Consider the following 22,513-nt stretch of genomic DNA (forward strand, 5'->3'; position numbering starts at 1 on the left):
ACACCATCGCCTGCAAAAGCAATCATCTTGCCCTCGTCTTTGAGTTTTTGAACAATATTGACTTTGTCCTCTGGTAACAGATTTCCAAAACGCTGATCGATGTTCAATTGATGGGCGACATGAGCAACCACGGCTTCTTTGTCGCCGGATAGCATGACGGTTTCGATACCCAGCTTTTTTAATTCCGCTACCGTTTGCGCAGCGTCGCTTTTTATTTCGTCCGCAATGATCACATACCCGGCGTAAGTTCGGTTAATGGCCATGGCGACAATGGTTTCGGGAATGTCAGTGATTTCTTTGGGGTAGGAAACTTCGAATTTATCAAGAAGTTTGAGGTTTCCGGCCAGCAACGCGTCTTCTCCCACTTTTCCTTTCAGCCCATGTCCTGAAATTTCTTCCACATCTACGGGTTTTTTCAATGCCAACTCCTTGGCATATTCGACCACTGCTTTGGCAACCGGATGCGTAGAGTAACTTTCCAGCGACGCCAGCTGGGTCAGAAAATGCTGTTGATCCAGTGCTGTCTCTACTTTTTGCACTTTGAAAACACCTTTCGTCAAAGTACCGGTTTTGTCCGATACGACCACATTGACCTTTGTGATTACGTCCAGAAAATTAGCACCTTTGATCAATATACCATTCCGGGAAGCCAGGCCTATACCTCCAAAGTAACCCAATGGAATGGAAATCGTAAGCGCGCAAGGGCATGCGATCACCAGGAATACCATCCCGCGATAAAGCCATTGATTGAAATCATAATCTGCTACGAAAAAGTAGGGTACCAGGATAATCATTACTGCCAGCAAAAACACAATAGGCGTATATATTTTGGCTAATCTGCTGATGAGCAATTGAGTAGGGGCCTTTCTTGCGGTTGCTTCCTGGACCATTTCCAGTATCCGGGATAGTTTGGAATCCTTAAACAATGCCTTAACCTCAATCTCGACGATTTTGTCGGTGTTGATCATGCCGGCGAGTACCGGCTCGTTCTGCAATTTAACATCCGGGCGGGACTCGCCGGTAAGCGCAGCGGTGTTGAATGTGCCGGTCGCAGATGCCAGTACACCATCGAGAGCGACTTTTTCACCTGCTTTTACGAGAATCCGCTCGCCTATGAGCACCGAAGCTGGCGCTACCTGCAAATTCTGATCATTGCGGATCACGGTCACAGCCTCCGGGCGGACATCCAGCAATGCCTTGATTGAACGTTTCGAACGGCTTACCGCGAGGTCTTGAAAAAGCTCGCCGATCTCGTAAAATATCATTACCGCAACTCCTTCGCTGAACTCGCCAATGAAAAAAGCGCCGAAAGTGGCAATGGTCATCAATGTAAATTCATTGAAAAAATCGCCCCGCATCACTTTGCGGAATGCGGTGGCAATCGTTTTGTTTCCCGCGAGCAAATAGGCAATGACCATCAGACCGATCTCCAAAGTACGGTCAACCTTTATTTTGAATATAAATGTGGTGACGAGAAAAATGGCCAGAATCGAAAGGCTCAGCCAGAGCATCCACCGACTTTTGAGAATACCCGAATCTCCATTGCCATGCTCATGATCTCCGTGGTCATGGTCGTGATCATCAGCCTGTTGCTTGTCGTGCTGGTGGGCGGCTTTGGTGTGATCGTGGGGTTCCGAGGAGCAGCAATCGTCATGCTTGTGTGCGATATTTTTGTTTTCGTCGAGTTTCATGTAAGCGGAATCAAAAGATAATGGGATCATTCAGCCGTACCGGTCTCTAAATCAGGCAGGTTGAAAATAGTATTACAAAGATACTCCCAAACAGCGTGCAACAGGGTTTCAAGTGCTGAAAATCAACTACTTGCAATGTTGTTGCAGTGAGATTAGTTCTCCCAAGCGTTTCAATCCGGCGTCGATCACACCGTCGAAAGGCTTGCCGAAACTGATGCGAATGTAATTGGTAAACCGAGCGTCAGTGCTGAAAATTTGACCCGGTGCAATGCTGATATCTTCTTTGATAGCACTTTCAAAAACGTCAAAAGCATTGATACCAGCGTTCAATTCGATCCACAAAACGTAGCCACCCTGCGGACGCGTTACTTTGATATCGGCTGGAAAATATTCGGAAATCGCCTGCATGTACCGCAGACATTGCGTGTGTAAGGCCTTGCGTAACTTACGCATGTGCAGGTCGTAACGGCCGGTTTCGAAGAAAAGCGCGATGGCAGCCTGGGTAGGAGTGGCCGCGGAGACGGTTTGGGTGAGCTTGTTACTCAGTACTTTATCCATAAATCTCCCCGGAATGCACCAACCAACCCGATAACCCGGCGCCAATGTTTTGGATACGGACGAGCAGAGCATGACCAGACCATTTTTATCAAAACTTTTGCAGGTTTTCGGACGGGTTTTGCCAAAATACATTTCGCCATAAATGTCGTCTTCGATCAATGGAATCTCCCGTGCGGCCAGCATTTCCACAAGCTGCTTTTTACGCTGTTCAGGCATCAGCGAGCCGACGGGATTTGAAAAATTGGGAACAAACAAACAAGCCTTTACCGGCACCGTTTGCAATGCATTTTCAAGATACTCAAGATCGGCCCCGTCTTCGGGATGACAGGGAACTTCCAGGACTTTCAAGCCCAGGATCTTTAATACATTGAAAATTCCGAAATATACCGGACTTTCAATGGCAACTGTATCGCCGGGCTCTGTTACTGCTTTCAAACAAAATACCAGCGCTTCCATGCAGCCCTGGGTTGTCACGATCTGGTCTTCGGTAATGTTGCCATTCCAGTTAAAAGTCTGTCGGGCTATTTGCTTGCGGAGCTCGCTATTACCTTGAATTTCTTCATATTGCGTGCAGCTGGACGGGCTTTTTCGAAGAGCCTCCATCATGGCTTTGTTCAATTTGGCTTCCGGGATCAGCTCTACCGAAGGCGCTGAAACAGAGAAACGAATCATTCCTTCTTTCGTCAACGTTTTGTAAACCGTCCGGATCATATCGTCCACATTCGTTTTCTGAATGACGGGTACAGTCATGAGCGCCTCGGGCCGTTTTGGATATTGCGCTTTCGAAAAACGCACAAAGTAGCCTGATTTGGGCCTTGCTTCTACGATTCCTTTGTTTTCGAGCTCTACATAAGCTTTGTAGGCGGTACTGAGGCTAATGCCCTGTTCCTTGCTAAGTGCCCTGAGCGACATTAGCTTGTCGCCCGCTTTCAATGTCTTGTTTTCGATCTGCAATTCGAGACGTTCTGCAATCCTGGAATACAAAAAATCCTCTTCTGCCAACATCGTTTCCTTGATCATGACTGGAATTTATTAAATCTGTTATGCTTCAAAATAACAAAACTGAATCTGTTTTATTAAATTTAAAAGCGAGAATTTTGTGCAGAAATTAACTTGAAAGCGATGAACAACCTTTTGAAAGCCTATATAGCCCTCGGACTTGTCTGTTTTTTCTGGGGAACAACCTATCTGGCGGCGCGTATCGGTGTTTCCGGCTTTCCTGCGTTTTTCTTTATGGGCATCCGGAATGTGATCGCGGGGTTGCTGCTACTGTCCTTTCTCGCAGTCCGACAACGGTCATTTGCCTGGAAATGGGCCGAGATCCGAATGCAGATCATTCCCGGATTGCTGATGATCACATTAGGAACAGGCGTGGTAGGCTGGTCGGTACAGTTCATTCCCAGCGGTTTGGCGGCGTTGATCTACTGTACCATTCCCATTTTTACCATTGCGATCAACATGGTTTTCCTTAAAAACGAAAAAGTGAACGCCTGGATATTATCGGGAATGCTGCTGGGCCTTGCTGGTGTTCTGTTGATTTTTAAAGATAACCTGGAATATGTGCGCCAGCCCGATTCCCTAGCCGGAATGCTCGCGGCGCTGGCATCGTGCATTTTCTGGTGTTTTGGTGGACTATATACCAAAATTTACGTCGCCAAAACAGATGCATTTTTCAATGCCGCAATTCAGATGATAGCGGGCGGGTTAGGGTTGTTTGTTCTTAGTCTAGTGGAGGAAGATTGGCATAATCTGCCGGTTATGACGACCCAGTCCCTGCTCGCCCTGCTATATCTGATTCTTTTTGGGTCCATTCTGGCATTCGGATCTTATATATACGCTTTGTCGAAACTCCCTGCGGGCCTGACTTCCATATATGCTTACATTAATCCGCTGGTTGCATTGCTGCTCGGTTTTTTGATATTGGACGAAAAAATCAGCTGGCTTACATTCATTGCATTTTTGGTGACAGTAAGCGGCGTGTTTTTAGTAAATTATGGGTACCGCATTCAAAAGAGAGGATTAGAGAAATTAACCATTACTATTAGCCATGAATAAAGAAGCCTTCCTCACATTGTATATCAGGGACCTGAAAAAACTGCGGGTCGAGATTGAAAAGTATCCGTCGGAAGAATCGCTGTGGGTGCCACTGCCCGGCACGATTAACACCGGTGGAAATTTATGTCAGCATTTGATTGGCAATCTCAGGACTTATGTAGGCCTCACATTGGGTGGGGTTGCGTATGTGAGAAACCGTGACGCAGAGTTCGCCGACAGGGTTTTTTCCAAAGACCAATTACTGGAACAGATTGAACAGCTGCTTGAAATTATTCCGGGAATATTGGAGAAATTGAATGAAGCAGAAATGCATTCTGACTATCCCAGGGAGGTTTTAGATATGTTTCCGGAACAGCATGTGAGCCTCATTCTTCAACATTTGCTGGCGCATCTATCGTATCACATGGGTCAGATCAATTACCACAGCCGATGGGTATCGACGATTTTTAATTAATAAATCACAAAGAAAATGAATGAACAAATTGCGCAATCCTTCGCTCAGGAGTGGATTGCAGCCTGGAACAGCCATGACCTGGCGCGTATCATGAGCCATTATTCGGAGAATATTCAATTTCACTCGCCGTACGTCATCAGGCTGGGCATGAATGAACAAGGGCTGATCTCTGATAAGCCAACATTGGAAGCATATTTTAAAAAGGCGCTTGATGTGTACGAAGACCTGTATTTTGAGCTACATGAAATTTTAACAGGAGCTGGTTCGCTGGTGCTTTACTACACAAGTGTCAATGGCCGAAAAGCCGCTGAATTCATGCAACTGGACGAAACAGGAAAAATTAGTTTAGTAAAAGCGCATTACAATCAATAAATGGAAGCAGTAATAAAGAATGATCTCGCTGATCTTGAAAAGATATTGGGCGACGTAAAAGACACGGGGGTAGCGTTTCTAAAAAACTTAAATGAATGGCCTAATGATGCATCCGAGCAGAATATAGCGGCCAGTATATTGTCGGAGGACGGCATAGGTACAGCAGGTAGTCTGGCATTTTTCCAAAAGCATTACGAAAAGTTGATGGTAGCAAGCCCGGGGCCGCGTTATTGGGGGTTTGTAACAGGTGGAGCTACTCCTGCCGGCATCGCGGGCGATTGGTTAACAGCAGTTTATGACCAAAATACGCAAACGACTGACGGGACCGGGGATGTTTCAGCTGCCATTGAAAAGGAGACGATCAAATTGCTGTGCGACCTTGTACACCTGCCTCAGGATTTTAATGGTGGGTTTGTTACCGGTGCTACCATGTCCAATTTTACCGGTTTGGCCGTAGGCAGGCAGTGGGCCGGTGAGAAAGCGGGCAAAGACATTTCCAGGGACGGAATGACCAACGACATGATAGTTTTGGGAGCTACGCCTCATTCGTCGGTGATCAAGTCATTGTCAATGCTGGGTTTTGGTAGTAACAATTTGTTGAAAGTCAAGACATTGACTGGGAGGGAAGCGATTGATATACAAGATCTTGAAGAAAAGCTGATTCACTTCAAAGCAAAATCGGTGATCCTGAATTGCAGCGCGGGTACCGTCAACACGGTTGATTTTGATGACATTCAGGCGATTGTTGCTTTGAAAAAGAAATACAATTTCTGGCTACATATCGACGCGGCTTTTGGGGGTTTTGCTGCTGCTTCACCGGCTCACCGCCATTTGCTCAATGGATGGGAGCAGGCAGATAGTATCACGATCGACTGCCATAAATGGTTGAATGTACCTTATGACAGTGCCGTGATTTTGGTGCGGAAAGAGCATGACCGCTTGCAGATCAAGACGTTTCAAAATACGAATGCACCTTATCTGGGTGATCCTTCCGACAATTTTTCATACCTCAATTTCCTTCCCGAAAACTCGCGACGCTTCCGCGCATTGCCAGCCTGGTTCAGCCTGACCGCGTATGGAAGAAATGGTTTTCAATGGATCGTTGAAAATAGTATTGCGATGGCGAATGAATTAGCTAACCAGATTTCAGGAAGTACATTCCTGGAATTAGCCGCTCCTATGCGACTCAATGTGGTTTGTTTCAAACTAAAAAATGATCCGGGCAAAACCACGGCCTTTTTGAACCTGGTCAACAAACGAGGTAAGGTATTCATGACGCCCACCACTTTGGAAGGGAATGTGTGCATTCGCGCCGCATTTGTCAATTTCAGAACTTCAAAAGAGGACATTCAAATTGCCATGCGGGAAATGGAGGAAACCTATCGTTCGCTGTGATTTTGATTGGCAAAAATGTATTTTTACAAAAAGCCACGAGAACAGCTGCATTGAATGTATAGACTAATTTTTAACCTGATTTGCATAACTATGGGTTTACAATTAATGAATTGCAAATCAGGTGAGTCTGTGCTAAATAAGGAGGATATAAGTAATTACGATATAAGCACGAAGGATCATATTCTATTTTTTGAATTCAAGATTACAGATGGTGGAAAAGGGAAGCCGGAGAAAGTCAAATTCATCAAAGCTGTTTCAGGGAATGGCAAAATGAAGAACTTAGGGCAGAAAGTACTTTACCCATATCAGATTCATGTGATTCCGAGATATAACACTGGATTTTTGGAAACCGAAATCGCACTTGAACATCCTTTGCACAGATCTGTGGAAGTGCCTGGTCAGGATGGAATCATAACAAAAGAAAACGTAGTCGCGGGGGAAGGTACTTTATCTTTTCGTTTGCAAGAGCACCGGAATATGGATCGCGTTGAATTGTTTAGCATTACACCGGAAAGCGGCTCGACCAAAATCTACACGCTATATTTGAAGCAATGAAAACAACATTTACCACACTATTTCTTCTTTTGCTAAGCTGTGCCGGTTTTTGCCAAACCTACCCGGTGGATACATTATATAAAACCGGTCCGCTTGGTAACCGTATCAATGTGGTGATCCTGGGCGACGGCTTCACGAAGGAGGAACTGCCAAAATTTACAGCTGAGGCCAAAAAGTTCGCGGACTTTTTCTTGTCCTACGAGCCTTACAGTCGCTACAAGGACTATTTCAATTTCTTTTCAATTCCAACACCATCCAAGGAAAGCGGCGTTACCAATCCGGGAACCGCTCCCGACGCATACCCTGATCAGCCGGTAGGGAAAAAAAACACGTTTTATAGTGGCACATTCGGTTCTTCCATCCACAGGCTGGTTACCATTAATTACGCGGTCGCCCTTAATGTACTTGCTTCCAATCTACCAGAATTTGACCTGACCGTTGTGTTGATCAATACTACTTTTTACGGTGGTTCGGGTGGCGCAGTAGCAGTTCACACTTTGCATCAGCAAGCCAATCTGATCGGCGTTCATGAAATCGGTCACACTTTTTCACAACTGAATGACGAGTACTGGGCAGGATCAGGTTACGGCTGGGAGGCTCCTAATATGACGTTGAACAGTGATCCGGCCACGATTAAATGGAAAAACTGGCTCAATTCGAATGGTATCGGCATTTATAAGCATGCGGGTGACGGGGACGCGGCCAGCTGGCACAAGCCTACGCAGGGAGCCTGCCTGATGGAATTTCTGAATCAGCCATTTTGTGCAGTTTGCAAAGAAGCTACTACGGAAAAAATATTATCGCTGGTGATGCCGGTGGAGAAACTGGAACCGGACGCTGAGGGAGTGGTTATGCTGGATGGGTCAAAGACTTTTAAACTGAATTTGGTCGATCCGGTCCCTAATACAATAAAAGTAGATTGGATGCTGGACGGCAAAGTTGTAACCGGCGGCCCCAGCGAAATCACGCTTTCTCCGGATGACATTAATGGGTTCGGTGTGTTGATAGCGACAGTGTTTGATTCCACCAGTATGAGCCGGAAGGACAATATCCGTGATGTGCGATCCTGGAAGTTTGAATGGAACCTGCAATCCGACTCACCACAAGTTTTCAAGATCCGCGCATCCGCTGACAGTATTTGCATAGGAGAGGAAAGCGTATTGACTGCCTCAGGATGCCCCGGCACAATTAGCTGGTCAACAGGAGAAGCGGGAAAAATCATTACAGCGAAACCTAACGCTACTACCACCTATGAAGCATCCTGCAAAGTAGACGGTCAGCCGGCATCAAAAATAAGCAAAACGATTACAGTACTTCCGCTTCCCGCAGCCACAGCTTCAAACACCGGCCCTTACTTTGAAGGGTCAACCATTGCATTGACTGCCACTGGCGGCACCGAATACGCCTGGACCGGCCCGCGTGGTTTCACAGCCAAAACGCAATCTGCTTCTATTCCCCAGGCTTTTAAAGGTAGCGCTGGAGTTTATGAGGTGAATGTGACGAATATTTACGGATGCACAGCCAAAGCGACGACGGAAGTGAAAGTAGAGCCGCTCCTGGCGGTTGGCACCGTGGAGGAGCAGTGGGTACAGGTATCGCCCAATCCGGCCAAGGACTATGTGAAAGTAGTCACCAAACTTCCGGGTGAGTCACAGATCGTGATTTTTAATCAGGCTGGTAAGAAAGTGGGTAGTAAAACTTTCACCCGGCAGACTGAACTGAAATTGAATGCAGGCAGCGGCTTGTATTTATATCGATTTAGCAATGGAGAAAAAGAAATGTCCGGCAAGCTGATCATTGAGTAGCACAGGAAAAATTAGGTCATAAAAAAAGTCTCCGCGAGGAGACTTTTTTTATGTTATTCGACTGACTTAGGTTTTCTGCCAACTTTGGTCCGGTTACGGATTTTGTCGGGGCGGGGACGAATTTCTTTGTCCTGAAAATACAGTTTCAAGGATTCCAAAATAATGTCCTTTTGTGTGAGACCTTCCCAGTAGCCATAGTCTTTCATGTTCTCCATTAAAATGTAATCACAATCAAAAGTTACTTTGGTAGGAGCTCCTTCCGCAATCTCGCTCGGTTTGTCGGTGTCAAGCTCTTCCTGTACGTCGGAAACCAAGGGGAGAGGTGCAAAATCAAATTTCCTTTCCTTTGCCATAGTGTCAGTTATTAATTCGTTCTAAAATCTCTTTGGTTAATTTGTAATAATCCTCCGCGCCGTTGCTGTGAGGGGCATACTCAAATATGGTTGTTCCGTTTGCCTGCGCTTCTGAAAGTGCTATGTTGTCGCGAATGTACGATTCCATAAATACATCACCAAGTTGTTCTCTGGTGGCACTGATCAGTTCGTGGCTGATCTTTTTTCTGATCTTAGGATTATAGCGTGTGGCGAATACCCCGCCCAGGTTTGTACTCGGGCTGATCTTCTTGATTTCGGCTGAGTAAACCAGAAAGTTGCGTAAACCTTCATAGCTCAAAAACTCAGCCTGCAATGGTACATAATATTGGTGACACGAAACCAGTGCCAATCTCGTATTTCCGTATAGTGCCGGCGGGCAATCAATGATCACAAAATCGTAACGATCCTTTACTTTTTCCAGTGCGATCTTTAAGTTGAAAGGAAAAATCGGTGCCGACTTAATGGTATCCTCCCTGTGAATCATTTCTGCTGATCCGGGCAAAACATCAACATCTCCAACTCTTTTAACGATCTCATCAAACTCGTATTCCCCGGTGATGAACGACCCGCTGTCCTTCTTAAGTCCCGCATGGTTAATGCCGAAACTTTTGGTAAGACTGGCTTGTGCATCCAGATCGATAACCAATACTCTTGCATTGGCAAATTTGCTGAGACCGGCAGCAATGCTCTGGGCAGAAGTAGTCTTTCCTACACCACCTTTGTTGTTGACAATACTGATGATTTTCATTTAAAAGTATTATAAGTATAAAAAGATAATAGTTTATTTCAAGTTTAATATGTAAATAAACGTAAAATATTTTTATACCTAATCCGGATAAATAAAAAGTCTCAAAAGTTTTTTTCTTTGTAAATGTATTAATCTTTTTAAAAGAACAATAAGTATAGAAAGGATATTTTTTGGATTATTTTTAAAGTGCTGATTGTCAGATTATTTTTTGCATTGCCTAAACGCATTGTCATCCTGAGCGGAGTCGAAGGGCTTCCAGCACGAAGTCCTTCGACTCCGCTCCGCTGACAATCAATTGTTCAGAAAGTTATTAAACAACCGGATCCGGCGCAGCTGCCGACGCCGTCATTGCCAACTTAGCAGTCACATATTTGTGAATGCGGTACATGAGCAATGCAGTAATGATGACCGCCACTACGACAACATTGCCAAGTGTCGGGTAGTTTTCAATGAAACCTGTACTGCTTTCGGAAACTATAAATCCTGCAATTAGCGCGGCAATGCCCCCTGCAATTTGCTGGATCGATGAGTTGATACCCATGAAAGCGCCCCGGTCCTGAGGCTCGGGAACGGCTGTCATCAATGCAGAGGCGGAGATCATCCGGCCTGTGATACCGATGAATAATAGAACATTCAAACCAATGATGATCCAGAGCGGAGTGACGCTGAGGTTGCAATAAATGAGTGTCATCACACAGGTGATCGCGGATCCCGCCAGGAACACTTTGTACTTGCCGATCTTATCGCTGAGCTTCCCAATAAATGGACTGAACACCAGCATACAGATCCCGGTGATCATATACAATGTCGGTAGTTCGGTTTCTTTAATCCCAAGATTATTGACCCCAAACGCCGTACCAAAAGGCATTAACATAAAACCACCGGTAGCCAGTAAAGTAGTCGCAGCAAAAGCTTGAAGATAATCTGGCCGGGTGAGGGTTTTGCCCAGGTGCTGGAATGCATTGCCCTTTGCCTGAATTTTCAAATGCGCGTTGATCGGTTTCATGTAGGTGACAATGAGCAGGCCCACGACGATACTCAGCCCGACGATCATCAGGAATGGCGCGTGCCAGCTGAATGCTTTTGCAAGATATAACCCGATCGGAATACCCAGAACCTGGCTGCTGGCGAAGGCCATTTGTACAAAACCCATGACGCGGCCGCGGACATTAATGGCAAATAAATCGGTAATGATCGCGAAACTAATGGAGCTGATTACCCCGCCAAAAATTCCGGTGAAGATTCGGGCCATCAGCAGAAAATTGTAACTGGGAGCAATACCGCATAGGAAAGTACCGATCACGAAACCGGTATAAAAGAATAGTAACAGCTTTTTTCGGTCAAATTTATCTGCAAATCCGGCCGTGATCAGCCCGGAGGCCCCCGCACTGAAAGCGTATGCTGAAACGACCAGTCCAAACTGGCTGGTGCTGATCGATAGTTTGTCCAGGAGGATGTATCCCAGCGGCGAAAGGACCATGAAATCCAGTACAACCGTGAATTGAAGCGTGGCTAATAGGGCAATGATGAACTTTTCATAACCTGTAAATGTGCTTGTTTTTGTTTCTGACATGTGGCTAGTTTTGGTTTAGTCTGTTAATTCTTCGCATGCATAACCCGCTTTTTGTACGAGTTCGATCACCGGTCCGCAATCGGAATGTGTTGCCTCAATGCGTAGCACATTGTCAATATCGGACAAATCGACGTTCCATCGTGTGATCCCTACGCATGCATTGAGCAGGGGAGTCAGTGATCTGACGTCTTTTTTTCGATTGATATTGGTTCGAAAAACCAGTACAAAATCCTCTGTAGTATAGTTATCTTTCATAGCTAGTGGATTGATCAGGAACATGTTACAGCAACTTTACCTGCTAAGGCTTCAATGCTTTGAGAACGAGTCCCAGTGTTAGATTGATTTTTTCTTCGTCGAATAGGAACGGAGGGCGTCCGGGCATACTCGTCTTGGAAATATGAAACTTTACCAATTGATACAGAGGAGCGAAGGCTATCGACCAATAAATTTCAACAGGTAAAGGGATAATTTCGTTTCGTTCAATGGCTTTATGTACAAATCTTGACATAGCATCCAAAAATCGCCGGTCAATGGTCGATCTGTCGACCAATGGCGAATGCTTCAACTGTTCCATAAAGGTCATACTGTATGGATTTTGAAAGCAATAATTCATCCGGTTGAGCCACTGGACTTTCAATCCTTCATCAAAATGTGATTCAGGGTCAAAGTTATGCAAGGTTGCGCTTGCCATCTTCTGACTTTCTTCGGTATAAAGTCTCTGTATAAGGTCCTCCCGGTCTTTAAAATAGATGTAAATCGTCGCCACCGAAACGCCCGCAGACTTGGCAAGCTTGTGCATGCTGAGCCCATCGAACCCATGATTTACAATCATTTCGATCGCTTTTTCCCGGATCAGCGCCTCCTTATTAACATCCCTGGTTCTCAAATATTTGTGTTTTTATCCTAATACAAATATAAATGAACGTTCGTTTATTTATGGTCAGAAATTTTCCCTTTTCTGGCGCTTCACGGACTTTTTATAAAAAATGAGGACAAGAATTCAGGATATCCATATTAGTCCGAGATGTCCGTTATGATAAAATTTTCAATGGCTTTTTTATTGTAACCTTTGTATCCTCCCTGAAAATCCCTGCCTGCAATGGCGATGAAATCGGCCATTCGTTGGGAATTGAGTTGCGTCAGTAATGCTTGATAATCACCATCATACTTAATAAAATAGCCCGAATATACCGTCACAACAGGGTTTTCGTACAGTACAAAATTGGGTGCCAGGTTCATGGGTGAGAAGATGATCTTTTTGCCAAAAGAGCTATCCAATCCCTGGGCACGCCCGAATGCATACCAGGCCACCGCATTGGGCTTCCCATTATCACGACGATCGAGCGCCGGTTTTACTTTAAGAAAATAGGAATAAGTTTTAGGGAATTGCTCCTGCAATGTATTCTCATCGATAATGCGCTGTTTACCAGTTAAATCCTGCGTATAAGGGAACAATATATATTCCGTGACAGGGTCGCTGGAAGTTTTGAGCTTGGAGCCCTTGATGATGGGTTTTAAGCGTGTTTTTTCAAGGTATACGGCCGTTCCATTTTTATTGACTGCCTGGACAATACCGTCTTTTTCATCGACAATGGTGAAGAGATAAAGGCCATCCGCAAGGGTAGTTAACCCAACGGAAATCTGACAGATGTCGCCTAACCGCTGGCCTATTTTGTCTTGCTGTGGCAGAAATGACAGGTGCCAGGGCCGGTTCGTTTCCAATTCTGAAATGGATATTTGTCGGCCGTTGTATTCAAAATCAGTGTTTAAGCATTGCTGAAAAGAAAATTCGTCAGCCATGTTTTTTCCAAAAATCGTGATCGCAGAGTAAGTAGCCGTATTTCCAAAAACAGGAATAGCCCCGTAGTTAGTAATGTGGGACAGGTAATGAGACTGTTCAAAATAAGCACGAAGTGGCTTGCCACTTTCCGATGTTAACCATGAATTGGGTGTAATAAACCCGCAACTTCCGTCTTCCGCCAGTAGCATTGACGCTAACTGAAAGAATGCAAGATAGGCGTCCGTGGAGCCGCTTTTGCAAAACGAGAATTCTTTTTGGATGAATTTTCTTTGTTCCTCAGGCAGGTGTTGTATGCGTATGTAGGGAGGATTTCCTACAATAAAGTGATAGCGTTTTTTAGTATTTTTTTGCTTTAATGCATCGCATCTTTTCAAATTCCAATGGATCGAAATTCCGAGCGGCATTAGCAAATCGTCCAGATTCTGCCGACATAATGTAATGGCTTCTTTGTCGATATCCCAACCATGAATTTGCTCTAATCGGCTTGCAATCTGGTTAGCTGGGGTATTTTTGATGATATATTCGACAATCGGTACGAGGAATCTGCCATCGCCACAAGCGGGATCAAGAATGATTTTATCAGTGAAGTCGGAATCGTAAAATCCAGAATCTTTTAGGATTTTATCAACAATGTGAAAGGGAGTATAAACTTGTCCTAGTAGTTTTCTCTTCTCGTACGTGCGTGTCTGCGAAGCCATTCAATTTATAAGTCCATGCCTGGTTTTTTGTTCAAAACATCATTAATAAACTGAGCAGGGGAAAGAACCTTAATCTCGCTATCAGCATAAGGTTTGAAATCAGATAAATTGGAAGTTAGTAGGTAATCACATTGTGAACCAATGCCGTGCATATATTGGAAAGAGTCTTCTAAATCTTTAAAACTGGACTTCAGTCCTTTCAAAAAAAGATCTTTGTTGGTATTGCAGAGGTTAAGGATCTGCAAGTACTGTTCTAAAATATGCCGTAGGCCATTGCCTCTAATGCCATTTTTATGAAGCACAAAAGTGATAGTGTAAATGCAGCAAGGTGATATGAAAATCTCAATGCCGTGCATATTAGCCCAGTACATAATGTAGGAAATCTCTATTGGTTGACCAGTAAGGCGCATTAATGCATGATCAATGAGAATATTAGTGTCGAAGAAAAGCTTCATAAGCCGTAACGCTCATTAATTCGCAAATCCTTGATTTCGTTGTCGGTCATATGCTCTAAAACACCATTCCGGGCGCAGCCCATCAGCAGAAAAGGGAGCGACTTCATGAACTCCATTTGATCTGATTCATTCGTCTTGATTAGATTCGATAGACTTGGCAGAGTAGTATCTACGCCAACATTGTTCTCACTATGCAAGGAAAGATCCTTCGGTAAAGTAGCCGTAAATTTCGATTTTGGCTCCCTAGTATGTCTCATTTTTTAGGTGTGTTAGTGAAGTTTAGAATGATAAATGTACATATAAAATCCATTTACCGCAACGCACAAATCCGAAAGCCTTTTAGCTTTTTTACGTGGTCAGTCAACACCGGGGGATCGATATCCCGGAATAAAACTTCGTAGGTATTTTCATTAAATACAAAGGAAGTGCTATCTGATCTTAGTCTCTTAGTCCCCGATTTGTATAGCTGGCCGGTCTCGCCTTTTTCCAAAGAATGCTTATCTATGAAGCCAAGTAGCGATGCAATGGTTCCTTCGGTTTCAGATTGATGGAACGATATGCAGAAATAATGGGAGGTTTTTGAATTGGGTTTGTGAAGTTGAGAGGAAGGAATGTTTAGCACGTAATCGGAAGCGAGCATTCCGGTCTTGCGTTTCATGGATTTGATGTCGACGGAAAAAGCCTGATCATCCGACCTAATAAGAAAGTCCTGTCCCCAATCCTGGCCATCAACTGCCCCGAAAGATCGGGTGGGGCGGGGAAGATGGTAGCAGTCGGCGAACACCACTTCACCCAGGCTCCCGGTGAACCGCATCATGCGCGTCTGAGAAAGTTTGTTTTCGTGTCGGTCCCAAATATTGGAGACATGATGATGCCGAAGCGAATGCTCAACGAGCTGACGGGCAAAAATCTTCTGTTCATCGCTCACAGAGATTTGAATATACGAGGCGTTGGTCAGAACAGTTTGCTCCATGCAAATCTAATCGCTATCAAAGTGAGGACAAAGCCAATTAAAATCACACTAAATGGAACGTAAGTGAATGCTACTAAGTGGATTCTGTCGAAGAACCACATCACTCCGATCAATGCTGCGATCAAGGTAAGAAATCCGGAAATTTTGCCAAAACCAGGTATCAGAGAGAAAGGGATCTTGCTTTTGATCAACATCAGGGTAATGGCCATCGAAATGACGGGCAAAAATTGTAAAATGATGTTAGCCTGCCAAACACTCTGACGTTCGAATAGAAAAAGGTAAATATTGAGGGTAGCAGCAAAAACCCCGGGAATACACACGGCGTAAACCAATATAGCATAAATGTAACTCCAAAATTTAACGTCCGTACTGCCATGTGCTGCATTGCCGACTATCCATGCAATAAGGGGTAGTGCAAGAAAGTAAATTGTAATAGGCCATGGGGTTTCGGATATGGATTGAAAGAGTTGGGATAGTGTCATCTTATTAAAACAGAATGAAGTTACTGCAATGATAATAAAAAAACAGGAACATTGATTTACATTTGTAAAATCAATGTTCCTGCAAATAATTTAATATTGTAATTTACAAACCGAGCAAGAACCCGATTGTAAAATTAGCGTCCCAGTCGAAGACAAATTGCTGGCAACCAGTAGCGTCGGTCACAGCTTTATAAATGTTAACACCAGCTTTCGACTTGGCATTAGTCAGTTTGGAATAGGCTAGTGGAGCGCTTAAAGTAGTGTAACGTTCCTTGCCTTTACGAACTTCTTTGGCCATTTCGAAAGGCACACCACCTATGATAAAGCAAGTGTTTCTGAGATCTGCCGGAATCTGTTTCGCTTTGGCGCTTACTTCCTGATACACTTTGGAGTCGTCCGTGCCGTCCTGGAAGTACTTGGCACCATAAGATTCCAATGCAGAGACCTTGCCGTCTTTCACCCAGGAGATCTTGGTGTTACCTGAGCCAATGTCCACTACAAATGCCTTACCTGCGTATTCAGCGGGAAGTACTGATTTCAGCGCCAATTGTCCTTCTTGCTCCGGAGTCACCTGATTGACTACATAGCCCAACGATTTCAATACTCGGGTAATCTTCTGGGTTACATCGGCTTTCGCTGCTCCTGAGCTCACTACGAAGTGAATGTCCTTGCTCCCTACGCCATAGTCCAGCATGCTGCCTATGTATTTTTTCAACCCGATGCGCACATCTTCGTCGGTAGCCATATTTTCGGTAACGAGACTATTCCCGAATTCTGATTTTTCCAGGTTCCAGCGTTTTTCTTTATCTACTTTAATGATGAACGAGTTAAAGCCACTGGCTCCTAATTCCACTACGCCACGCAATTTCCCGTCTACTGGTGCCGGGGGAGTGTAGGTGAAAGACGCTGCTTCTGTACTGGTTGCTTCTGAATTTTCGGAACTGCTTTCTGTGGAAGTTGCATCCGACGTGGTATCAGTTGTTGCTTCCGTTTGCGGACTCTGTGCCTGATCCTGGGCTATTTGATCCAGTGCTTTTTTGCCTCCGAGGTATTTATATCCAAGGAAAATGGCTCCTAGAATGATGGCAGTAATGATCAATCTGCCTGCTACTGTCAGTCTTTTCATTTGTATAGATTTGTAAATTATTAGTTTAATTTATTAATATGTATTTGATTTAATTTACTAAATCAATCAAGTAAGCCTTTATAGCTTGAATCTTTCGGAACTTCTGTAGGACGGCTGGAAGCCTGTGGTGATTCAAGCTGGATCAATTTGAACTGACCTGAGTTATACGCTTCCAGCATCGCCTGGCCTTTATCGGACAGCAACCCGTTTTGAACATCGACTCCATTGATGAAATCCAGCGAAAGGTCCATGGCGCGTTTCATTTCGCCCAACTTCTGGCTCATGTCGTCCTGAATGTACTCCATTGATTCATCGAAATAGAATTTCTTATCCGGATTACCTTTGAAGATACTGATCGCAGTACGCAGGGCATTGGAGCTTTCCTTAACAATTCTATACTCAGCTTCTTTGAGTTTAACCTTAATTTCGGTCTCTTTAATAATGTAATCAGCGCTTTTATTCACTTTTTCCATGAATTCGAGCACCGTTTTCATATTGCGCTGCAAGGGAAAAAGCTTTTCGTTCATCTCCTGCAAGCCGGCTCCTTCGATAGTTGCCAGAGACGCCGTCTCTTTCATACCAGGGCGATCGAGCATAGTGCTCGCCTTGTTGGCTTCTGCGAATTTCTGCTTGATCTGCTCGTTATTTTCGTTGATATTCTTATTCAGCTTCACCAGCTGACCCGCCAACGTATTGATCTGTCCCTGCATTTTCTCCCTTTTCTCTTTCAGGTCGTCAATGTAGATCTTCATGATCGCGATAGGATCGAGTTTGATGATCAGGCCTGTAATGTTGCGCATGAAGGTTTTGAACAAAAAGAAAACAGCCGTGCGAACGTCTTTGCTGGTAAAGAGAAAGATAACCAGCGCCAAAATGGCCATTAAAAAGCCCAGGTACAGGGTATTCTTGGTAACTTCAATGAGGAACGCGGCTATTTTGTTCCAAAAGTATAGCGCAGCAGCTCCTGCCGCGCCCATGAAAAGCAAAGATGTAACGCCCTCAGGCTTACTCCAGTACGATCGCTTGGAGCCATCTTCCTGTGAGCCGCCTATCTGAGTGAAATCTGGTGTTGCCATTGTTGGTTGAATGTTAGGTTATTTAAGGTATTGGTTAATTTTACTCAGGTCAGATTGGATCTGCTCTACAAAACTGGCGTATGTAATTTCAAAGCTGTCTTTATTGGCTGTGATCTTCGCACTTTGTTCGGTGACTTCGCCGGATATCTGACCCAGGCGGTTCTTGTTTTCATCGATTTTCTTTTGAAGATCGGCAATCTGCTGGGTAAATGCCGCATTCGAGTCTTCCAGCTTTTTGTGCTCGTCCTGTAATGCCCCGACACGATCTTTGATGGCCTTTTCCACGTCTTTAAGGAATGAAGCCCTGTCTTTGTCGAGGATAGCCAGGTACTGATCGGCGGAGGTGCGGAGGATCGTAGTGTCTTTGATCCCGCCCATCACTTTGAAACTGGCCCAGGCGGCTTGAAACTGTTTTTCTTCTCCAAGTCCAAGCCCTTCCATACTTTGCAGCGCTTGCTTGTATTCAAAATAATCAGGGCCTGGCAGGTTTGCTTTTTCGAGGAGGCCTACAAAATGTTCGACAAATTTCCGGTCTACATTAGCCGTACCTGCGACATTGGGAACAGTGGTAGGGGCGGTAACGGTAGGGGCGGCGGCAGGTTTCGATGGCCCCGGGGTTGAATTTGTAACTGTTTCCTGCCTGACGGGTTCGTCACTTTCGTTGATAAAAAAGCTGAGTATTTTCTTTCCAATACCCGGTTCAGAATCTGCCATAAGCGTCTAAAGTGTTTAGATTCATTGATTTTATTAGGTCAATATTAATGAATTTAAAAGGATTTCATACCGTATGATATTTACCAATGGTATCCTGAATTGATGAAGCCTCGGAAAATTTGGATGGAATTTTGGGCAATTCTTGAAAGCTGGCCGTTTTTTGTGGAAGTTTACCTGAAAAACTGGATCCTTATGCTTAAACTAGGTTTTAATAGTGCCATACTCGCTGATTTTGGCCTCGAACATGTCATTCAATTTGCGGGTAATCATGGTTTTTCGTGCGTAGAAATGATGTGCTGGCCTGCAGACAATGCGGACAGTCGCAGATATGCGGGCGTCACGCACATTGATGTCAATGATCTTTCTGACCAAAGAATAAGTTATATCCGCCATTTGCTCAAAGAGGCAAATATTTTCATTTCAGCATTGGGTTACTATCCCAATCCCCTCGATCCGGACCTGGGCCGCTCGGAATACTATATTGAACATATTAAACAAGTAATTAAAGGAGCTGCTAAACTGGACATTCCGGTAGTGACTACATTCATCGGACGGGATCCGTCTAAAAGTATTAAAGACAACTTGGCCCGTTTTGCGGATGTATGGCCCGCGATTGTGAAGGTTGCGGAAGAATGTAATGTAAAAATCGGGATCGAGAATTGCCCGATGTTCTTTACCGATGATGAATGGCCGGGTGGTAAGAACCTGGCGATCAGCCCCGCCGTTTGGGACAGGATGTTTGAAATCATTCCCAGTCCGATCTTTGGGCTGAACTACGATCCGTCCCATATGATATGGCAAATGATGGATGAGCTGAAACCTATTTACGATTATAAAGACCGCTTGCACCACGTGCATTTAAAAGATGCCAAAGTGTATAAAGATAAACTGGATAGGGTAGGAATTCTCGCCAATCCGCTTGAATACCATTCTCCTAAGCTACCTGGCTTGGGTGATGTAAACTGGCGTGGTTTCTTCGCCGCGCTTACAGACGTCCGTTATCGCGGGCCGGTTGTGATTGAAGTGGAGGACAAAGCTTACGAAGGAAATGTGGCGGATGTACAAAGCGCTATCCTGACCAGCCGTAATTATTTGAAACAGTTTTTGGGTTAACTAACCCGATTTTGAATGCGCTGGTAATCCCTGCTTTATGCAGGGTTACTAACGCTCCAAAAACTTCATTAATGGTTGAATAAATCTGTCAAAATCTTCAATGTGAGGCAAATGACCGATGTTATCCAGCTCGACTAATTCACTGTTCCTGATTTTTGCCTTGGTTTGTTTGCCTAGCTCCGGGTAATTTCCAAGTGATTTTCTGACAGTTTCTGGCGCTAGATTTTTACCAACAGCACTACGGTCACGCTGCCCTATAATGAGCAAAGTCGGGGCGGTAATGTTTTCAAATTCGTAGCAAACTGGCTGGGTGTAGATCATATCGTAAGTCAGCGCGGAGTTCCAGGCAATGCGGGGATAATCTTTATTCAATGTCCAGCCTGCAAGCAGATTTACCCACGGCGTGTACTGCTCTTTCCATTTTCCATCATAATAACTGTTCAGCTGATAGTTTTTGATTGAAGTGAAATCGCTTTTCAGCTCAGTCTGATACCATTTGTCAATGGACTGGAAAGGTACTTTCAATTTATAATCTTCCAGTCCGATCGGATTTTCCAGAATGAACATTTCGACTAATTCCGGATACATGATTGTAAACCTTGTGGCGACCATACCGCCCATGGAATGCCCCAAAACAGTAATTTTGGTCACATTCAAATGATCCAGTATCCTTTTTGTATTGGCAGCTAATTCATGAAAAGAGTACTGAAAATGAACTGGTTTGGTAGATTTTCCGAACCCGATCTGATCAGGAATAATGACCCGGTAACCTCTATTTGTGAGCGCCGTCGCAGTTTGTTCCCAATAAGCCCCATTGAAATTCTTGCCGTGCAGCAGCATGATACTTTTACCATTCGGCTTGTCCGGTTTGACGTCCATATAAGCCATTTTCAGCTTTTCTCCTTGTGATTCAAATGCAATGTAAGAGACGGGAAACGGATATTGGTAGTTACTAAGATCAATGTCCAGATTTCGTAATGTGTCTTTTTGGGCTTTTAATTGAGGTACAAAAACAATCAATACCAGGAATGATGCTAGTAGGTTTTTCATTGGAATGGGGCTAAAATGTAAAAAGGATAACCTTTCGATTATCCTTTTTGCTACTGAAAATAATGTACCAGTCTGAAACTACTGGATCAATTTTGCTTTGGTTGACAAAAATGCCGTCAATGAAGCGAGCATGCCTACGATCGCGAATGACCAGCGGAGATCTGCGAATTGCGCTACGATCCCGATTAATGGAGGCCCGATTAAAAAGCCGATGAAACTGATAGAGGATACTGCCGCAAGTGCCATTCCTGCTGACATGGTGTTTGACTTTCCGGCCGCGCTATAAACCAGGGGTACGACAGACGAAACGCCGAATCCAACCAGCAGGAAGCCAAATGTGGCGGGAACTAAATAAGGAAGGAATACTGCAATGGCTAATCCGGTACCCATTAAAGCACCGCTGATCTGTAACATTTTTTTTCTGCCCAAACGGTTTGCCAACCAGTCGCCGGCAAAACGGCCGCCAGTCATCGTACCCATAAAGGCTACGTAACCAAGGGTGGTCAGAGAGGCTGGGACTTTAACAGCTTCCTGGAAATATACGCCACTCCAGTCGAACATTGCGCCTTCACAAACCATGGCGCAGAAGCCGATCAGACCAAGCATTAAAAGGTCGCGGTCGGGTTTTACAAACATGGGCTGCGCCTCTCCTTCATTTCTGTCGCTATCTGGCATGGTGTGCTTGTAGGCGGTAAAAATGACGCCGAATGCTGCCACTGCAATGACTAAAAAGTGAATATGAGGAGGTATACTAACTGAAATAAAGAAGGAGCCGATCATAGCGCTCACGAAACCTGCAAGGCTCCAAAGCCCGTGAAAGGATGCCATAATGGACTTGCCGTAAACCTGTTCCACCGCTACTGCTTGTGTATTCACGGCAATATTGGTAAGGTTACCCCAGAGACCAAAGGCAAAAAGCACGATCACCAGCTGTTCTGTTCTCGTTACAAAACCAATGAAGGCCAGCGTCACAGCGTATAAAATAGCTCCGATGAGGACCATTTTCTTGCTTCCGTAATGGGTCACCATCCATCCTGATATCGGCAAACTGGCCATTAAGCCAAGTGGAAGCGCTAAAAGTACAGTTCCCAAACCGCCTTCTGTCAGGTGCAGCATGTTTTTAATGTCGGGGATACGGCTTGCCCACGCCGCAAAACTTAAACCCTGAACGAAGAAGAAAGCTGATACGGCAAGACGCAGATACTTTCGGGAGTCGGATGGGGCAAAAATTGAATAATTCATAGGAGTGAAAATTTTGGCGAACAACGTGTGTGACTGAGAGTTCGTATTTATAAATATGATTTTTTTAATTTCTTGTTGTTATACTCTTTTATGCCTGAAAATGGACTATTCTTTTATCAAAACACTTACAGATGCAAAATTAACGCATTGGGTACAGATTTAATTCAAAAAAATTGTACTTTTTAAATAAAATTAAAAAGTAT

At 44.5% G+C, this 22,513-nt stretch carries 24 protein-coding genes; 7 read left to right on the top strand and 17 right to left on the bottom strand.

Going from position 1 to position 22,513, the window contains the following annotated elements; translation table 11 throughout:
* Both ABIO93_RS08630 and ABIO93_RS08635 read right to left on the bottom strand, forming a co-directional pair.
* The coding region (locus ABIO93_RS08630; RefSeq protein WP_348066554.1) for a heavy metal translocating P-type ATPase at positions 1-1,691 on the bottom strand (1,691 nt) is incomplete at its 3' end.
* 126 nt (positions 1,692-1,817) lie between these two features.
* The gene (locus ABIO93_RS08635; protein ID WP_348066556.1) at positions 1,818-3,269 is read right to left on the bottom strand and encodes a PLP-dependent aminotransferase family protein; all 1,452 of its coding nucleotides are present in this window, start codon (positions 3,267-3,269) and stop codon (positions 1,818-1,820) included.
* Between the two features lie 102 nt (positions 3,270-3,371).
* On the opposite strand from ABIO93_RS08635, the gene ABIO93_RS08640 reads away from it, so the two are divergent.
* From ABIO93_RS08640 to ABIO93_RS08665, 6 genes are all read left to right on the top strand, one after another.
* Positions 3,372-4,304, top strand: a complete 933-nt coding sequence (locus tag ABIO93_RS08640) for an EamA family transporter (protein ID WP_348066558.1) — start codon at positions 3,372-3,374, stop codon at positions 4,302-4,304.
* Positions 4,297-4,758, top strand: coding sequence for a DUF1572 family protein (locus ABIO93_RS08645; protein WP_348066560.1), 462 nt, complete (start codon positions 4,297-4,299; stop codon positions 4,756-4,758). Before ABIO93_RS08640 ends, ABIO93_RS08645 begins: the two co-directional genes overlap by 8 nt.
* Before the next feature lie 15 nt (positions 4,759-4,773).
* Positions 4,774-5,130: a nuclear transport factor 2 family protein gene (locus ABIO93_RS08650; protein ID WP_348066562.1), complete on the top strand. Its 357-nt coding sequence runs from the start codon at positions 4,774-4,776 to the stop codon at positions 5,128-5,130.
* Positions 5,131-6,525: an aminotransferase class I/II-fold pyridoxal phosphate-dependent enzyme gene (locus ABIO93_RS08655; protein ID WP_348066564.1), complete on the top strand. Its 1,395-nt coding sequence runs from the start codon at positions 5,131-5,133 to the stop codon at positions 6,523-6,525. It abuts the gene before it with no gap.
* A 105-nt stretch (positions 6,526-6,630) separates the two neighbouring features.
* Positions 6,631-7,080 (top strand): hypothetical protein, encoded by a 450-nt coding sequence (locus ABIO93_RS08660; protein ID WP_348066566.1) that lies wholly within the window; start codon positions 6,631-6,633, stop codon positions 7,078-7,080.
* Positions 7,077-8,885: a M64 family metallopeptidase gene (locus ABIO93_RS08665; RefSeq protein ID WP_348066567.1), complete on the top strand. Its 1,809-nt coding sequence runs from the start codon at positions 7,077-7,079 to the stop codon at positions 8,883-8,885. The genes ABIO93_RS08660 and ABIO93_RS08665 overlap by 4 nt, the downstream gene beginning before the upstream one ends.
* A 53-nt stretch (positions 8,886-8,938) precedes the next feature.
* Here ABIO93_RS08665 and ABIO93_RS08670 read toward each other — a convergent pair whose 3' ends face one another.
* The 13 genes from ABIO93_RS08670 to ABIO93_RS08730 form a co-directional block, all read right to left on the bottom strand.
* Positions 8,939-9,238: a hypothetical protein gene (locus tag ABIO93_RS08670; RefSeq protein WP_348066569.1), complete on the bottom strand. Its 300-nt coding sequence runs from the start codon at positions 9,236-9,238 to the stop codon at positions 8,939-8,941.
* A 4-nt stretch (positions 9,239-9,242) separates the two neighbouring features.
* On the bottom strand, positions 9,243-10,007 hold the full coding sequence (locus ABIO93_RS08675) for a ParA family protein (RefSeq protein ID WP_348066571.1): 765 nt from the start codon (positions 10,005-10,007) through the stop codon (positions 9,243-9,245).
* A gap of 310 nt (positions 10,008-10,317) precedes the next feature.
* The gene (locus ABIO93_RS08680) at positions 10,318-11,580 is read right to left on the bottom strand and encodes an MFS transporter (protein WP_348066573.1); all 1,263 of its coding nucleotides are present in this window, start codon (positions 11,578-11,580) and stop codon (positions 10,318-10,320) included.
* A 15-nt stretch (positions 11,581-11,595) separates the two neighbouring features.
* Positions 11,596-11,835, bottom strand: coding sequence for a hypothetical protein (locus ABIO93_RS08685; protein WP_348066575.1), 240 nt, complete (start codon positions 11,833-11,835; stop codon positions 11,596-11,598).
* Positions 11,836-11,878: 43 nt separating this feature from the next.
* On the bottom strand, positions 11,879-12,466 hold the full coding sequence (locus ABIO93_RS08690; protein ID WP_348066577.1) for a TetR/AcrR family transcriptional regulator: 588 nt from the start codon (positions 12,464-12,466) through the stop codon (positions 11,879-11,881).
* 128 nt (positions 12,467-12,594) lie between these two features.
* Entirely contained in the window at positions 12,595-14,079 is a 1,485-nt protein-coding gene (locus ABIO93_RS08695; RefSeq protein ID WP_348066579.1) for an N-6 DNA methylase, read from the bottom strand.
* 5 nt (positions 14,080-14,084) lie between these two features.
* The gene (locus tag ABIO93_RS08700; RefSeq protein ID WP_348066581.1) at positions 14,085-14,534 is read right to left on the bottom strand and encodes a PIN domain-containing protein; all 450 of its coding nucleotides are present in this window, start codon (positions 14,532-14,534) and stop codon (positions 14,085-14,087) included.
* Positions 14,531-14,791, bottom strand: coding sequence for a hypothetical protein (locus ABIO93_RS08705; protein ID WP_348066583.1), 261 nt, complete (start codon positions 14,789-14,791; stop codon positions 14,531-14,533). The genes ABIO93_RS08700 and ABIO93_RS08705 overlap by 4 nt, the downstream gene beginning before the upstream one ends.
* Positions 14,792-14,844: 53 nt before the next feature.
* Positions 14,845-15,507 (bottom strand): hypothetical protein, encoded by a 663-nt coding sequence (locus tag ABIO93_RS08710; RefSeq protein WP_348066585.1) that lies wholly within the window; start codon positions 15,505-15,507, stop codon positions 14,845-14,847.
* Positions 15,489-15,989, bottom strand: coding sequence for a hypothetical protein (locus ABIO93_RS08715; RefSeq protein ID WP_348066587.1), 501 nt, complete (start codon positions 15,987-15,989; stop codon positions 15,489-15,491). The genes ABIO93_RS08710 and ABIO93_RS08715 overlap by 19 nt, the downstream gene beginning before the upstream one ends.
* 103 nt (positions 15,990-16,092) lie before the next feature.
* Complete coding sequence (locus ABIO93_RS08720) at positions 16,093-17,115, bottom strand: hypothetical protein (protein ID WP_348066589.1); 1,023 nt, start codon at positions 17,113-17,115, stop codon at positions 16,093-16,095.
* 62 nt (positions 17,116-17,177) lie between these two features.
* Positions 17,178-18,191, bottom strand: coding sequence for a hypothetical protein (locus ABIO93_RS08725; protein ID WP_348066591.1), 1,014 nt, complete (start codon positions 18,189-18,191; stop codon positions 17,178-17,180).
* An 18-nt stretch (positions 18,192-18,209) separates the two neighbouring features.
* Positions 18,210-18,905, bottom strand: a complete 696-nt coding sequence (locus ABIO93_RS08730) for a hypothetical protein (RefSeq protein ID WP_348066593.1) — start codon at positions 18,903-18,905, stop codon at positions 18,210-18,212.
* Positions 18,906-19,097: 192 nt separating this feature from the next.
* Here ABIO93_RS08730 and ABIO93_RS08735 point away from each other — a divergent pair, with 192 nt between their 5' ends.
* Positions 19,098-20,018 (top strand): sugar phosphate isomerase/epimerase family protein, encoded by a 921-nt coding sequence (locus tag ABIO93_RS08735; protein ID WP_348066653.1) that lies wholly within the window; start codon positions 19,098-19,100, stop codon positions 20,016-20,018.
* 48 nt (positions 20,019-20,066) lie between these two features.
* On the opposite strand, the gene ABIO93_RS08740 is transcribed toward ABIO93_RS08735, so the two are convergent.
* Both ABIO93_RS08740 and ABIO93_RS08745 read right to left on the bottom strand, forming a co-directional pair.
* Entirely contained in the window at positions 20,067-21,068 is a 1,002-nt protein-coding gene (locus ABIO93_RS08740; protein WP_348066595.1) for an alpha/beta hydrolase, read from the bottom strand.
* A gap of 78 nt (positions 21,069-21,146) precedes the next feature.
* Positions 21,147-22,310 (bottom strand): MFS transporter, encoded by a 1,164-nt coding sequence (locus ABIO93_RS08745; protein ID WP_348066597.1) that lies wholly within the window; start codon positions 22,308-22,310, stop codon positions 21,147-21,149.
* Positions 22,311-22,513 lie beyond the last annotated feature (203 nt).

Source organism: Dyadobacter sp. (assembly GCF_039919315.1).
Taxonomy (GTDB): Bacteria; Bacteroidota; Bacteroidia; order Cytophagales; family Spirosomataceae; genus Dyadobacter.

Bases quoted from the DNA above. Each gene is read 5' to 3' on its own strand.
- ABIO93_RS08635 (WP_348066556.1), bottom strand. From the start codon at position 3,269: ATGATCAAGGAAACGATGTTGGCAGAAGAGGATTTTTTGTATTCCAGG.
- ABIO93_RS08640 (WP_348066558.1), top strand. From the start codon at position 3,372: ATGAACAACCTTTTGAAAGCCTATATAGCCCTCGGACTTGTCTGTTTT.
- ABIO93_RS08645 (WP_348066560.1), top strand. From the start codon at position 4,297: ATGAATAAAGAAGCCTTCCTCACATTGTATATCAGGGACCTGAAAAAA.
- ABIO93_RS08650 (WP_348066562.1), top strand. From the start codon at position 4,774: ATGAATGAACAAATTGCGCAATCCTTCGCTCAGGAGTGGATTGCAGCC.
- ABIO93_RS08655 (WP_348066564.1), top strand. From the start codon at position 5,131: ATGGAAGCAGTAATAAAGAATGATCTCGCTGATCTTGAAAAGATATTG.
- ABIO93_RS08660 (WP_348066566.1), top strand. From the start codon at position 6,631: ATGAATTGCAAATCAGGTGAGTCTGTGCTAAATAAGGAGGATATAAGT.
- ABIO93_RS08665 (WP_348066567.1), top strand. From the start codon at position 7,077: ATGAAAACAACATTTACCACACTATTTCTTCTTTTGCTAAGCTGTGCC.
- ABIO93_RS08670 (WP_348066569.1), bottom strand. From the start codon at position 9,238: ATGGCAAAGGAAAGGAAATTTGATTTTGCACCTCTCCCCTTGGTTTCC.
- ABIO93_RS08675 (WP_348066571.1), bottom strand. From the start codon at position 10,007: ATGAAAATCATCAGTATTGTCAACAACAAAGGTGGTGTAGGAAAGACT.
- ABIO93_RS08680 (WP_348066573.1), bottom strand. From the start codon at position 11,580: ATGTCAGAAACAAAAACAAGCACATTTACAGGTTATGAAAAGTTCATC.
- ABIO93_RS08685 (WP_348066575.1), bottom strand. From the start codon at position 11,835: ATGAAAGATAACTATACTACAGAGGATTTTGTACTGGTTTTTCGAACC.
- ABIO93_RS08695 (WP_348066579.1), bottom strand. From the start codon at position 14,079: ATGGCTTCGCAGACACGCACGTACGAGAAGAGAAAACTACTAGGACAA.
- ABIO93_RS08700 (WP_348066581.1), bottom strand. From the start codon at position 14,534: ATGAAGCTTTTCTTCGACACTAATATTCTCATTGATCATGCATTAATG.
- ABIO93_RS08705 (WP_348066583.1), bottom strand. From the start codon at position 14,791: ATGAGACATACTAGGGAGCCAAAATCGAAATTTACGGCTACTTTACCG.
- ABIO93_RS08710 (WP_348066585.1), bottom strand. From the start codon at position 15,507: ATGGAGCAAACTGTTCTGACCAACGCCTCGTATATTCAAATCTCTGTG.
- ABIO93_RS08715 (WP_348066587.1), bottom strand. From the start codon at position 15,989: ATGACACTATCCCAACTCTTTCAATCCATATCCGAAACCCCATGGCCT.
- ABIO93_RS08720 (WP_348066589.1), bottom strand. From the start codon at position 17,115: ATGAAAAGACTGACAGTAGCAGGCAGATTGATCATTACTGCCATCATT.
- ABIO93_RS08725 (WP_348066591.1), bottom strand. From the start codon at position 18,191: ATGGCAACACCAGATTTCACTCAGATAGGCGGCTCACAGGAAGATGGC.
- ABIO93_RS08730 (WP_348066593.1), bottom strand. From the start codon at position 18,905: ATGGCAGATTCTGAACCGGGTATTGGAAAGAAAATACTCAGCTTTTTT.
- ABIO93_RS08735 (WP_348066653.1), top strand. From the start codon at position 19,098: ATGCTTAAACTAGGTTTTAATAGTGCCATACTCGCTGATTTTGGCCTC.
- ABIO93_RS08740 (WP_348066595.1), bottom strand. From the start codon at position 21,068: ATGAAAAACCTACTAGCATCATTCCTGGTATTGATTGTTTTTGTACCT.
- ABIO93_RS08745 (WP_348066597.1), bottom strand. From the start codon at position 22,310: ATGAATTATTCAATTTTTGCCCCATCCGACTCCCGAAAGTATCTGCGT.